Genomic DNA, 11,319 nt, shown 5'->3' with positions numbered 1-11,319 from the left:
CGCCGGCGCGGCCGGGGCCGGTTGCGGCGCGGTCTGCGCCAGCGCGGCGGCGCCGGTGAGGGTGGCGGCGCCGATGGCCAGGGCGGTCAGGGTTTTGCGGATCGGGTTCATGCGGTTTTCTCCTGAGGGTCGAAGTGGGGCCGTGGATCGGCCATGACGTCATTATTCGGGGGGGCGCATGAACCCGTTCTGAAGCCGTCATTCACCCGCCGTTCATGTTCGACACGCTATAAATGAGACGCTTGCATTCCCCTGTTTTTCCCCCGCGCGCCGGGTTACCCTGGACGCGACCGCCCGACGGAATCCCCATGACCGCACGCCTTCGTATCGGAATCTGGCTGACCGGCCTTGCGCTGGCCCTTGCGCTGGCCGTCGGGCCCGGCGCCGGCCGCGCCGACGAAAGCGACCACGAACAGGCGCGCCAGGCCTTGCAGGCCGGCAAGGTGCTGCCGTTGCGGTCCGTGCTCGATATCGTCGAACGCGACTATCCCGGCCAGGTGGTCAAGGTGGAATTCGAAGAGGATGACGGCCTCTTCCTGTACGAGATCCGCCTGCTGCAGCCCGGCGGCAATCTGGTCAAGCTGAAGATCGATGCGCGCGACGGCGCCGTGCTGGGCATGAAGGGGCGCGACATCCAATTCCGGAACCGACACTGATGCGCATACTTGTCGTCGAAGACGAACCGACCCTGGCGTCGCAACTGGCCGAGGCGCTGCGCCACGGCGGCTACACCGTCGACACGGCGGCCGACGGCGGCGCCGCCCACTACATGGGCGAGGTCGAGACCTACGACGTGGTGGTGCTGGACCTGGGGCTGCCGGTGATGGACGGCCTGACGGTGCTCAAGCAGTGGCGCGCGGCCGGGCGCGGCATGCCGGTGCTGATCCTGACGGCGCGTTCCAACTGGCACGAAAAGGTCGCCGGCATCGACGCCGGCGCCGACGACTACCTGACCAAGCCTTTCCACATGGAAGAACTGCTGGCGCGCGTGCGGGCGCTGTTGCGCCGCCACAGCCACCACGCCAGCGCGCAATGGCGCTGCGGCCCGCTGATGCTCGACACGCGGTTGGCCCGCGCCACGGTCGATGGCCAGCCGCTGAACCTCACCAGCCATGAATTCAAGGTGCTGGCGGTGCTGATGCAGCGCGCCGGCGAGGTGGTCTCGCGCGGCGAACTGATCGAACACATCTACGCGCAGGATCACGATCGCGATTCCAACACCATCGACGTGTTCATCGGCCGCCTGCGCAAGAAGCTGCCGGCCGACACCATCGAGACCGTGCGCGGGCTCGGCTACCGGCTCGCCTGTCCGTCATGACGTCGCCGCGCGCGCCGGGGTCGCTGCGCTGGCGCATGCTGGCCGGCACGCTCGCCTGGATCGCGGCGATCGTCGTGCTGGCCGGATGGGGGCTGGGCAACCTGTTCCGCCAGCACATCACCGAACAACTGCGGACCGAACTGGCGCTGCACATGAACCAGCTGACGGCGGCGGTCAGCGTGGCGCCGGACGGCCGCCCGACGGTGGCTTCGCCGCTGAGCGACCCGCGCCTGGAGCAGCCGCTGTCGGGCCTGTATTGGCAGATCGACCGCCTCGATGACAGCGGCCGCGTGGCGGCCGCCGGCGTGGCGCGCTCGCGCTCGCTGTGGGACCAGGTGTTGACGCTGCCCGCGGTAGACGACGCCGACGGTCTTTACGACATCGCCGGGCCCGAGAATCACCGCCTGAGCGCGCTGACGCGCCTGCTCAAGCCCGAGGACAGCGACGCCGGTTCGCTGCGCCTGGTGGTGGCCGCCGACCGCGCGGTGCTGGCCGAACCGATCGAACGCTTCGACCACATGCTGCTGTGGTCGCTCGGCGCGCTCGCGGCCGGAATGGTGGTGGCGGCGGTGGTGCAGGTGGCGGTGGGGCTGCGGCCGCTGGGACGGCTGCGGCGCCAGCTCGCCGCGCAGCAGGGCCGCAACAGCGTGCGGATCGAGGGCCGTTTTCCCAGCGAGATCCAGCCGCTGGTCGACGATTTCAACCGCGTCCTGGCGGTCAACGCCGATATCGTGCAACGGGCGCGCACCCAGGCCGGCAACCTGGCGCACGCGGTCAAGACGCCGCTGACCATCCTGGGCAACGCGGCGGCGCGCGAAGAGGGCGCGTTCGCCCGGCTGGTGCGGGAACAGGTCGCCATGGCGCAGCGCCAGATCGACCACCATCTGGCGCGCGCGCGGGCCGCGGCCGCTTCCGGCACGGCGGGCGGACGCACGCCGCTGCGGGCGCCGCTGCAGGCGCTGTTGCGCGTCATGCAGCGCCTGTACGCGGCGCGCGGGCTGGCGCTGGAGATGGACGAATTCTCCGACCGGCTTGAGTTCCGTGGCGAGGAGCAGGACCTGCAGGAGATGGTTGGCAACCTGCTCGACAACGCCTGTAAATGGGCCGCGCGGCGCGTGCGGATCGGCGCCCAGGCAGACGCGCCCGACCGCCTGCGCATCGTGATCGACGACGACGGCCCGGGCATTTCCGAGGACGAGCGCGAGCGCATCTTCGAGCGCGGCGTGCGCATGGACGAGCAGCGCCCGGGTTCGGGCCTGGGGCTGGATATCGTGCGCGATCTGGCTGGCACCTACGGCGGCGAGGTCAGCGCCGGACAATCGCCGCTGGGCGGGTTGCGCGTGACGCTGATCCTGCCGGCGCTGCCGACCGGCGCCTAGCTGAACCGCCGGCGCCGGGCCGGGCGGCCGGCGCAGCTGGCCGGCCGGCATTGTCGCCTGTGGCCCGACGCCTGTCGCCGTCGTTGGCGCTCAGCGCACCAGCGTCACCGGCACCTCGGCCAGTTGCACCACCTGGTTGGCGACCGAGCCGATCAGCATGCCGGCCAGCGCGCCATGGCCGCGCGTGCCCATGACGATGCGCGTGCAGCGGTGTTCCTGCGCATACGCGTGGATCTCGACGGCCGGCCGGCCGAATTCGACGTGGCTGGTGTAGTCGGTGCCGGTGACATCGAGCAGCTTGCGCGCCTCATCGGCGGCTTCCTGGCCCTCGCGCACGTAGTATTCGTCGATCATTTCCTGCGTGACCAGCCGCGACAGGCCGGCGCGGCCCTGCGGCGGCGTCTGGATGTTGAGCAGGTGGATGCGCGCGTCGGTCGCGCCCTGGGCCAGCTGGCGCGCGTGCAGCACGGCGCGGTTGGCATTGTCGGAACCGTCGACCGGGACGAGGATGTTCAGCATGGCGGCTCCTTTACTTGACCAGGGTGACGGGCAATTCCGTCAGGTGCAGGACCTTGGTGGCGACCGAGCCCATGAACAGCGCAGCCACCGAGCCCAGGCCGCGCGTGCCCATGTAGATCTCGTCGGCGTCGATCTCGGCGGCGACGCGGGCGATGGTCTCGGCCGCCGCGCCGATCTCGATGCGCTCGCCGAACGCCACGCCGGCCTCGGCCAGCAGCGCGCTGGCGTCGCGCAGCGCCGCTTCGCCTTCCTCCTGGTGGTAGGCGTCGATATCGGCTTGCGACAGGCCGCGGCCCATCTTGCCGGCCTGTAGTGGAACCTGCACGGTCAGCAGCTCCACGCGTTCGACGGGGTCATAGGCGCGCGCATCGAGCATGGCGCGCACGGCGTGGACGGCATGCCGCGAGCCGTCCACCGGGATCAGAATGCGTTTCATCGACGTCTCCTTGTTGTCCGCGAGCCCGCGGCGGCCACGTCATGGCGGCGCCGCGACAACTCCACTTTACGCAATTATTCCGCCGCGCGGGCGGCGGCGGGATGCGCGCAATCAAAGGAAACGCGAACGCGCCGTCAGCACCAGCCCGGGGGCACCCGCGCCGCGGTCGCCGGCTGGCCGAGCAATTGTGTGGCCAGGCGGCCCAGCGCGGCGGCCTCGCCCGTGGTCGCCAGTTCCAGCGCGCCGGGGCCGGCGGCCGCCAGCAGTCCGCGTTCCTGCAACTGGTGCCGCAGGCGCCGCGCCACCGGCCCGCCGGTCTCCAGCAAGGGCACGGCGGGGCCCGCCGCGGCCTGGATCGCGTCATGCAGGAACGGGAAATGGGTGCAGCCCAGCACCAGCGCATCGGCGCCCTGGGCCAGCAGTTCGCGTACCGGCGCGGCCACGACCCGGGCGGCGGCTTCGCCCTGGATCTCGCCGCGTTCCACCTGCAGCACCCATTCGGGGCAGGGGCGGAACAGGATGCGGATCTCGGGCGCCTCGCGCTGCACCAGGGCGGCGAATTTGGGACTGGCCAGCGTGCCGGTGGTGGCGAAGACGCCCACCACGCCGCTGCGCGTCAGGTGCGCGGCCGGCTTGATGGCCGGCTCCACGCCGATGATGACCAGGTCCGGATGACGGGCGCGCAACGTGGCGATGGCGGCGGCGGTGGCGGTGTTGCAGGCCACCACCATCGCCTTGGCCTGGCGCGACACCAGGTAGTCGGCGATGGCCAGGGCCCTTTGCTGGACGTATTCCTGCGTCTTCTCGCCGTAGGGCACGTGAGCGGAATCCGCCACGTACAGCAGGTGCTCGCGCGGCAGGGCCTCGCGGATGGCGCGCAGCACGCTCAATCCGCCGACGCCGGAGTCGTATACGCCGATGGGAGGGGGGGCGGGCATGGGGATGCGGCTGGGACTGGGGGGAGGCCAGTGTAGCGCTATCGCGCCGGGACCTCGGCTTCGCGGTGCGCCCGCACTTCCTCGATCAGGCGGCGGATGGCGCCGGTCAACGGCGCGTCGCGCCAGATCAGCGTGAGCGGTGCGCGCATTTCGGCCGGACCGCTGACGTTGACGTACACCACGCCCTCGATGTTGACCCGGCGCAGCGAGGCCGGCACCAGCGACACGCCCAGCCCGGCCGCCACCAGGCTCAGGGTCGACAGCATGCGCGGCGCCTCCTGCGCCACGCGCGGGCTGAAGCCGGCGGCGCGGCAGGCCGAGATGATAGCGTCGTACAGCCCCGGGCCGCTGTGGCGGCGGTAGAGGATCAGCGATTCCTCGGCCAGCTCCGACAGCGCGATGCGCTTGCGCGCGCGTCCCTTGACCATGGGATGGTCGGCCGGAAAGGCGGCCAGCATGCTTTCCTCCAGCACCGTCTCGACCGCCACGCCCCGGTCGACGCCGTGGGCGCCGCGGATGAAGGCGACATCGACGCGGCCGTCGCGCACGTCCTCCATCAGTTCGCCGGTGCTGCTTTCCTCCAGCACCAGCCGCACCTGCGGCGCGCTTTCGCGAAACCGCCGGATCACGGACGGCACGAAGGGGTGGAACGCGGCCGAGCCGGTGAAGCCGACGGTCAGCCGGCCCGCCTCGCCCAGGGATACGCGCCGCACGCCATCGACCGCCTGGTCGACCAGCGCCAGGATGCTGCGCGCGTCGGCCAGCAGGGCGCGGCCGCTTTCGGTCAGTTCCATGCCGCGCGGCAGGCGGTGGAACAGCGTGACGCCCAGTTCCTGTTCCAGCGCGCGGATCTGCTGGCTGAGTGGGGGCTGGCGGATGCCCAGCCGGGCGGCGGCCTTGGTCAGGTGGGATTCCTCGGCCACTGCCAGGAAATAGCGCAACAGCCGCAGGTCGACGGAAGCCATATGTAATGGATATGAATGTTTAACAGGTCATATATTAGACATTATCCAGGCCCGGGAGTAGGCTGCGAGCTATCTCTTCACACCCGGCGCTGGCGCCGGCGCCTGGCGGCCACCGCGCCCACACGACAATGAACGCAGCAGCACCTGATTCCCCCGACGCCGCCACGCGGCCGCCGCCCACCTGCGGGCAACTGTTCCACGGATTCCTCATGCTCGGCCTGACCGCCTTCGGCGGCGCGCTGCCATTGGCGCGCCGCATGGTGGTCGAAAAGCACCGCTGGCTGTCCGGCGCCGAATTCACCGACCTGCTGGGGCTGTGCCAGTTCCTGCCGGGCGGCAACATCATCAACCTGTCGGTGGCGCTGGGCATGAAGTTTCGCGGCCCGCGCGGCGCCTTCGCGGCGCTGATGGGCCTGATCCTCGCGCCCTCGGCCATCGTGGTGCTGCTGGGCATGGTCTACGACCGCTTCCAGAACGACCCGCACATCCAGCACCTGTTCGCCGGCCTGGCCGCCGCCGCGGCGGGCTTGCTGATCTCGATGGCGGTCAAGATCGGCCTGCCGGTGCTCAAGCGCCGCGACTGGCTGGCCGGCGTGGTGGCCACCGCCTGTTTCATCGCCATCGCGGTGCTGCGCATTCCGCTGCTGCCGACCATGGCGGTGCTGACACCGTTGAGCATTCTGCTGGTCTGGAGGCAACGTCGATGATGCAGACCCTGATCGCCCTGGCCATCATCTTTTCGCAACTGTCGGTGCTGGCCTTTGGCGGCGGCAACACCATCCTGCCGGAAATGCAGCGCCAGGTCGTGGAAGTGCACGGCTGGATGACGGCCGCCGACTTCTCCGCGCTGTTCGCGTTGGGCCAGGCGGCGCCCGGCCCCAACCTGATGGTCGTGACGCTGGTGGGCTGGCACGTGGCGGGCTGGGCCGGCATGCTGGTCACCACCCTGGCCAAGTTCGGACCCTCGTCCCTTATCACCATTCTCGCGCTCGGCTTGTGGGAACGTTTCAAGGATCGCCCCTGGCGCGGCGTGATCCAGGCCGGCATCTTCCCCATGACGGTCGGGCTGGTGGCCGCCAGCGCCGCGCTCATCACCGAGGCCTCGGCCCATACCTGGCTGCTCGGCGCGATCACCGCCGTGGCCGCGCTGCTGGGCAGCTTTACCCGCATCCATCCGCTGTGGCTGCTGTTCGGCGGGGCGCTGGTCGGATTGCTCGCTATGGGTTAGCGTTTAGGCTGCTGCCACACTGGGAGTCCGCCATGTCGCCGCCGGCCAAGGATCCGCAGATCGAATCGCCCTCGACCGAGGTCGAGCCGCTGCCCTTCTTCCATGCGCACCGGCGGCTGGTGCTGTGCGGCCTGCTGTTTGCCGCCCTGGCGGGCGCGCTGTGGCGGGTCGGCCTGACGCCCAGCCGCGCGGGGCTGCTGGCTTTCGACGTGGCGGCGCTGGTGTTCCTGCTGCTGACCGCCGCCGCCTTCGGCAAGGCCACCCCGGCCATGATGCGGGTGCGGGCGCAGCAGGTCGACGTCGGCCGCGGCGCGGTGCTCTGGAGCAGCGTGGCGCTGTCGTGTCTGGTGATGGCGGCGTTGTGGACCGAAATGCGCGCGGCCGGCGGCGCCGAGGGCGTGGCCGATCTGGTGGCGGCCGCCATCAGCATCGTGCTGTCGTGGCTCTACATGAACATGATCTTCGCGCTGCATTACGCGCATGGCTACTACAGTCATCGCAATGCCATGCACAAGGGCCTGGACTTCCCGGGCAAGGAAGATCCCGACTACTGGGACTTCGCCTATTTCGCCCTGGTGCTGGGCATGACCTTCCAGGTTTCCGACGTGCAGATCGTCAGCCGGCGGATGCGGCGCACGGCGCTGGTGCACAGCGTCATCGCGTTTTTCTTCAACGTCTTCATCATCGCCATCAGCGTCAACGTCGCGGCGGGGCGGGCATGAAAAAGCCCGGCCGGGGGGCCGGGCTTCTGCATGTCCCGAACGACGGGCGGCGCGCGCTCAGGCCGCCGCCAGCCGCCACAGCGACGTGACTTCCTTCGAGCGCGCCGCGTACAAGGGATCGTCGGGATCCTTGGCGCGGCCGTGCGTGGGCCGGGTGTCGATGCGCTCCACCACGCGCAGGCCGGCCTGCTCGATCATCTCCAGCAATTGCTCGCGGGTGCGCAGGCCCAGGTGTTCGGCCAGGTCCGACAGGATCAGCCAGCCCTCGCCGTTGGGCGTCAGGTGCGCCGTCAGCCCATTGAGGAAGCCGCGCAGCATGCGGCTGTCGGGGTCGTAGACCGCGTGCTCGACCGGCGAGCTGGGGCGGGCCGGCAGCCACGGCGGGTTGCACACGGCCAGCGAGACCCGGCCTTCGGGGAACAGGTCGGCCTGGACCACCTCGACCTGTTTGGCCAGGCCCAGCCGTTCCAGGTTCTCACGGGCGCAGTCCAGCGCCCGCGGGTCCATGTCGGTGGCGATGACGCGCTTGCCGCCGCGGCGCGCCAGCACCGCCGCCAGCACGCCGGTGCCGGTGCCGATATCGAAGGACACGCTGCCGCGCGGCATCGGGGTGCGCGCCACCAGGTCGATGTACTCGCCCCGCAGCGGCGAAAACACGCCGTAGTGCGGGTGGATGCGGTTGTCCAGCGCGGGAATCTCCACGCCCTTTTTGCGCCATTCGAAGGCGCCGATCAGGCCCAGCAGTTCGCGCAGCGACGCCACGTAGGGTTCGTCGGCGGGGCCGTGGGCTGCCTCGCAGGCTTGCCGCGCGTCCGGCGCGCGGCGCAGCGAAATGCCGTGGCCGGCGTCGAACGGAATCAGCAGCATGCCGAGGATGCGGGCGCGCTGCGACTGGATCTGGCGATGCTGGTTGAAAGCCTCCAGCATGGTTTCGACCGGCTTGCGCGGGCGCTTGTCCACGCGGCGCGTGATCGCCTGCAACAACTGGCGCGCATTCTGGAAGTCGCCGCGCCACAGCAGGCCCACGCCTTCGCACGCCAGGCGATAGGCCATGTCCGCCGTGGTGCGGTCGTCGGCCAGCACCACGCGCTTGGGCGGCGTGGCGCCGGATTCCGAGCGCCAGCGGGCGGTGTGGTGGGTCTGGTCCGGGGCTTCGCCCTCGGTCCAATGCAGTTCAGGCAGGGTCAACGGGACGCTCCGGACAAGGCGGGCTTCAGGGGCAGGACGGTCATGAAACGGGGAAATCCAGGGGGGAAAAGAAAACAAGGCGCGGGCTGCCAATGTAGCAGCTTCGCGCCTTCGGGGGCGGCGGACGGCGCCTGGCGCCGCCCGTCGGGGCCGTATCAGTGGAACAGCACCACGGCCTTCTGCAGCGTGATCCAGATGCCCCAGGCCAGCGGGACGCCGACGCAGGCCCAGGCGAACAGCACCAGCGCCGCCGGCGTGCGGAAGGTCGAGGCGCCCACGCCGTGGGTCTCGGCCGCCGCCGCGCGCTCATGCGCCAGGGCCTTTTCGCGCGCCAGTTCCTCGTCGCTCATGAAGTACTTGGGGTTCACCGGGCGGATCGCCAGGTTGCACAGGAAGCCCAGCACCAGCATGCCGGCCAGGATGTACATGGTGATGTCATACACCTGCGCCCGCGGCACGCCGATGGACAGCTGGTATTCGCGGATGTAGTTCACCAGCACCGGCCCGAAGATGCCCGCGGCCGACCACGCCGTCAGCAGGCGGCCGTGGATGGCGCCCACCATCTGCGTGCCGAACAGGTCCGCCAGGTAGGCCGGCACGGTGGCGAAGCCGCCACCATACATCGACAGGATGACGCAGAAGGCCGCCACGAACAGCGCCAGCGCGCCCATGTGCGCGGTCCAGGGAATCGCCGCGTACAGCGCGAAGCCCAGCACGAAGAAGATCAGGTAGGTCATCTTGCGGCCGAGCTTGTCCGACAGGCTGGCCCAGAAGAAGCGGCCGCCGATGTTGAACAGACTCAGCAGCCCGGTGAAGCCCGCCGCGATGGCGGCGATGGCCGCCAGCTGGGTCTTGTCGAGCTGGCCGTAGCCCAGCTCCGGCTTGTTGATGAGGCCGCCGCCGAACACTTCCTGCAGCAGCGGCGAGGCCATGCCCAGGATGCCGATGCCGGCGGTCACGTTCAGGCACAGCACCAGCCACACCAGCCAGAACTGCGGCACGCCCCAGACCCGCTTCACGTGCACGTGGCCCTGGGTGATCATGGCGTTGTTGGCGTGCCTGGCGGGTGCGGTCCAGCCCGCCGGCTTCCAGCCGGTGGGCGGCACGCGGTAGCCGAGCGCGCCCGACATCATGAAGATGAAGTACACCAGCGCCATGGTCAGGAAGGTCTGCCACACGCCCGGCGAGGTCGGCGTGGCGAAGTGGCGCATCAGCAGGTCGGCCAGCGGCGCGCCGATCATGGCGCCGCCGCCAAAGCCCATGATGGCCATGCCGGTCGCCATGCCGCGGCGGTCCGGGAACCACTTGATCAGCGTGCTGACCGGCGAGATGTAGCCCAGCCCCAGGCCGATGCCGCCGATCACGCCCGAGCCGAGCCACAGCATCCACATCTGGTGCAGGTAGACGCCGGCCGCCGAGATCACCAGGCCGCCGCACCAGCACAGCGCCGACACCACGCCCGCCTTGCGCGGACCGGCGCGCTCCAGCCAGCCGCCCCACAGCGCCGCCGAGCAGCCCAGCAGCACGAAGAACAGCGTGTACATCCACCCCATGGTGGAGATGCGCCAGTCGCAACTGGTGGTGAACAGCTCGGCCACCAGGCTCATGTCGGCCGGGCAGGCCAGCGGCTGGGCGCCGCCGACCGCCTTGGACAGCGGCAGCCAGAACACCGAGAAGCCATAGGCCATGCCGATGCACAGGTGGATGGCCAGGGCGGCCGGGGGCACCAGCCAGCGGGAAAAACCCGGTCCGGCGATGGTGCGTTCCTTGTCCAGGAAGCCCGGCTTGGCGCCGGGCAGGTCTAGCGTTGCAGTGCTTTCCATGAGGTCTCCTCGGGGTGCGGCTTTATAGCGGCGTTGGCTGGAGAAATCCAGTCCCGCCGTCTCTTGTTGAACCCTTTGCTGCGGTAAAGCTTGCTGCGCCCGCGCGCCGTCGCGGGCACGCGGATCGGTGTGGACGCGTCAATCGGTCAGGGCACGCGCGCCAGCGGTGTCAGGCGTTCGCGGTTCTGCGTCACCGCCTCCAGCACCAGCGGATGCAATTGCTGTTCTCCGGCATCGCCGTCGGGCTGCCGCGCCAGGAATTCCAGCAGCTCGTTGCGCATGCGGGGTTCCCAGAATTTGTGGATATGGTTGGCCACGCCTTCCACCGCTTCCGGGCGCAGCGGCATGGCTTCGAAGAATTGGCCGATGCGGTTGGCCATGCGGATCAGGTTGCCGATTTCCATGCGTGTCAGGTCTGCGAAGTGATGCGTTCGGGGTGGGAATACAGGGTCGCGTCGTCGTTGCGCAGAAAGCCCAGCAGCGCGATGCCGGCGCTGTCGGCCAGGCGCACGGCCAACGCGGTGGGGGCAGACACCGCCGCCAGGATGCCGACGCCGGCGGCGGCGGTCTTCTGCACCATCTCGAAGCTGGCGCGGCTGGACACCAGCACCACGCCGCGCGCGGCGGGCAGGGCCTGGCGCGCCAGCGCGCCGACCAGCTTGTCGAGCGCGTTGTGGCGGCCCACGTCCTCGCGCACCAGCGCCACGGCGCCGCTGGCGTCGGCCCAGCCGGCGGCGTGGGTGGCGCCGGTCAGGTCATGCAGCGCCTGGCGCGCGCGCATGTCGCGCATCGCCCGCAGCACC

At 70.1% G+C, this 11,319-nt stretch carries 14 protein-coding genes; 6 read left to right on the top strand and 8 right to left on the bottom strand.

Annotated features, from left to right (window positions below; all coding sequences use genetic code 11):
• The first annotated feature begins 308 nt into the window (after positions 1–308).
• Genes HV742_RS31730 through HV742_RS31720 form a run of 3 tightly spaced genes read left to right on the top strand, consistent with a single transcriptional unit; the run spans position 309 to position 2,697 of the window.
• Positions 309–656, top strand: coding sequence for a PepSY domain-containing protein (locus HV742_RS31730; RefSeq protein WP_100503429.1), 348 nt, complete (start codon positions 309–311; stop codon positions 654–656).
• The gene (locus tag HV742_RS31725; RefSeq protein WP_054417095.1) at positions 656–1,318 is read left to right on the top strand and encodes a response regulator transcription factor; all 663 of its coding nucleotides are present in this window, start codon (positions 656–658) and stop codon (positions 1,316–1,318) included. Before HV742_RS31730 ends, HV742_RS31725 begins: the two co-directional genes overlap by 1 nt.
• The gene (locus HV742_RS31720; protein WP_175147261.1) at positions 1,315–2,697 is read left to right on the top strand and encodes an ATP-binding protein; all 1,383 of its coding nucleotides are present in this window, start codon (positions 1,315–1,317) and stop codon (positions 2,695–2,697) included. The genes HV742_RS31725 and HV742_RS31720 overlap by 4 nt, the downstream gene beginning before the upstream one ends.
• Positions 2,698–2,787: 90 nt before the next feature.
• Here HV742_RS31720 and HV742_RS31715 read toward each other — a convergent pair whose 3' ends face one another.
• From HV742_RS31715 to HV742_RS31700, 4 genes are all read right to left on the bottom strand, one after another.
• Positions 2,788–3,216 (bottom strand): universal stress protein, encoded by a 429-nt coding sequence (locus HV742_RS31715; RefSeq protein WP_059272419.1) that lies wholly within the window; start codon positions 3,214–3,216, stop codon positions 2,788–2,790.
• Positions 3,217–3,226: 10 nt separating this feature from the next.
• Positions 3,227–3,652: a universal stress protein gene (locus tag HV742_RS31710; protein ID WP_063568619.1), complete on the bottom strand. Its 426-nt coding sequence runs from the start codon at positions 3,650–3,652 to the stop codon at positions 3,227–3,229.
• A 134-nt stretch (positions 3,653–3,786) separates the two neighbouring features.
• Positions 3,787–4,590 carry a glutamate racemase gene (murI, locus tag HV742_RS31705; protein WP_059272417.1) on the bottom strand — a complete coding sequence of 268 codons (804 nt, stop codon included), beginning with the start codon at positions 4,588–4,590 and terminating at the stop codon, positions 3,787–3,789.
• 38 nt (positions 4,591–4,628) lie between these two features.
• On the bottom strand, positions 4,629–5,555 hold the full coding sequence (locus tag HV742_RS31700) for a LysR family transcriptional regulator (RefSeq protein ID WP_063579889.1): 927 nt from the start codon (positions 5,553–5,555) through the stop codon (positions 4,629–4,631).
• Between the two features lie 128 nt (positions 5,556–5,683).
• On the opposite strand from HV742_RS31700, the gene HV742_RS31695 reads away from it, so the two are divergent.
• From HV742_RS31695 to HV742_RS31685, 3 genes are read left to right on the top strand one after another with little or no spacing between them, the layout of a single operon-like run.
• A complete protein-coding gene (locus tag HV742_RS31695) occupies positions 5,684–6,262 on the top strand; it encodes a chromate transporter (protein WP_054417100.1) in 579 nt (192 codons plus the stop codon).
• Complete coding sequence (locus HV742_RS31690) at positions 6,259–6,783, top strand: chromate transporter (protein ID WP_175147260.1); 525 nt, start codon at positions 6,259–6,261, stop codon at positions 6,781–6,783. Before HV742_RS31695 ends, HV742_RS31690 begins: the two co-directional genes overlap by 4 nt.
• A gap of 32 nt (positions 6,784–6,815) precedes the next feature.
• Positions 6,816–7,505, top strand: a complete 690-nt coding sequence (locus HV742_RS31685) for a DUF1345 domain-containing protein (protein ID WP_054417101.1) — start codon at positions 6,816–6,818, stop codon at positions 7,503–7,505.
• Between the two features lie 57 nt (positions 7,506–7,562).
• Here HV742_RS31685 and HV742_RS31680 read toward each other — a convergent pair whose 3' ends face one another.
• From HV742_RS31680 to HV742_RS31665, 4 genes are all read right to left on the bottom strand, one after another.
• Positions 7,563–8,693, bottom strand: a complete 1,131-nt coding sequence (locus tag HV742_RS31680; protein ID WP_175147259.1) for a methyltransferase — start codon at positions 8,691–8,693, stop codon at positions 7,563–7,565.
• A gap of 155 nt (positions 8,694–8,848) precedes the next feature.
• Positions 8,849–10,516, bottom strand: coding sequence for an OFA family MFS transporter (locus HV742_RS31675; protein ID WP_175147258.1), 1,668 nt, complete (start codon positions 10,514–10,516; stop codon positions 8,849–8,851).
• 146 nt (positions 10,517–10,662) lie between these two features.
• The gene (locus tag HV742_RS31670) at positions 10,663–10,920 is read right to left on the bottom strand and encodes a formate dehydrogenase subunit delta (protein ID WP_175147257.1); all 258 of its coding nucleotides are present in this window, start codon (positions 10,918–10,920) and stop codon (positions 10,663–10,665) included.
• Between the two features lie 5 nt (positions 10,921–10,925).
• The coding region (locus HV742_RS31665; RefSeq protein WP_175147256.1) for a formate dehydrogenase accessory sulfurtransferase FdhD at positions 10,926–11,319 on the bottom strand (394 nt) is incomplete at its 5' end.

Source organism: Achromobacter ruhlandii (assembly GCF_902859695.1).
In the GTDB taxonomy this organism is placed as follows: Bacteria; Pseudomonadota; Gammaproteobacteria; order Burkholderiales; family Burkholderiaceae_B; genus Achromobacter; species Achromobacter ruhlandii.
The sequence above is the reverse complement of the archived record's forward strand: the minus strand, read 5'-3'. Positions and strand labels throughout refer to the sequence as shown.

Excerpts from the sequence above, each read along its gene's own strand:
- HV742_RS31730 (WP_100503429.1), top strand. The coding sequence starts at position 309 with ATGACCGCACGCCTTCGTATCGGAATCTGGCTGACCGGCCTTGCGCTG.
- HV742_RS31725 (WP_054417095.1), top strand. The coding sequence starts at position 656 with ATGCGCATACTTGTCGTCGAAGACGAACCGACCCTGGCGTCGCAACTG.
- HV742_RS31720 (WP_175147261.1), top strand. The coding sequence starts at position 1,315 with ATGACGTCGCCGCGCGCGCCGGGGTCGCTGCGCTGGCGCATGCTGGCC.
- HV742_RS31715 (WP_059272419.1), bottom strand. The coding sequence starts at position 3,216 with ATGCTGAACATCCTCGTCCCGGTCGACGGTTCCGACAATGCCAACCGC.
- HV742_RS31710 (WP_063568619.1), bottom strand. The coding sequence starts at position 3,652 with ATGAAACGCATTCTGATCCCGGTGGACGGCTCGCGGCATGCCGTCCAC.
- murI (WP_059272417.1), bottom strand. The coding sequence starts at position 4,590 with ATGCCCGCCCCCCCTCCCATCGGCGTATACGACTCCGGCGTCGGCGGA.
- HV742_RS31700 (WP_063579889.1), bottom strand. The coding sequence starts at position 5,555 with ATGGCTTCCGTCGACCTGCGGCTGTTGCGCTATTTCCTGGCAGTGGCC.
- HV742_RS31695 (WP_054417100.1), top strand. The coding sequence starts at position 5,684 with ATGAACGCAGCAGCACCTGATTCCCCCGACGCCGCCACGCGGCCGCCG.
- HV742_RS31690 (WP_175147260.1), top strand. The coding sequence starts at position 6,259 with ATGATGCAGACCCTGATCGCCCTGGCCATCATCTTTTCGCAACTGTCG.
- HV742_RS31685 (WP_054417101.1), top strand. The coding sequence starts at position 6,816 with ATGTCGCCGCCGGCCAAGGATCCGCAGATCGAATCGCCCTCGACCGAG.
- HV742_RS31675 (WP_175147258.1), bottom strand. The coding sequence starts at position 10,516 with ATGGAAAGCACTGCAACGCTAGACCTGCCCGGCGCCAAGCCGGGCTTC.
- HV742_RS31670 (WP_175147257.1), bottom strand. The coding sequence starts at position 10,920 with ATGGAAATCGGCAACCTGATCCGCATGGCCAACCGCATCGGCCAATTC.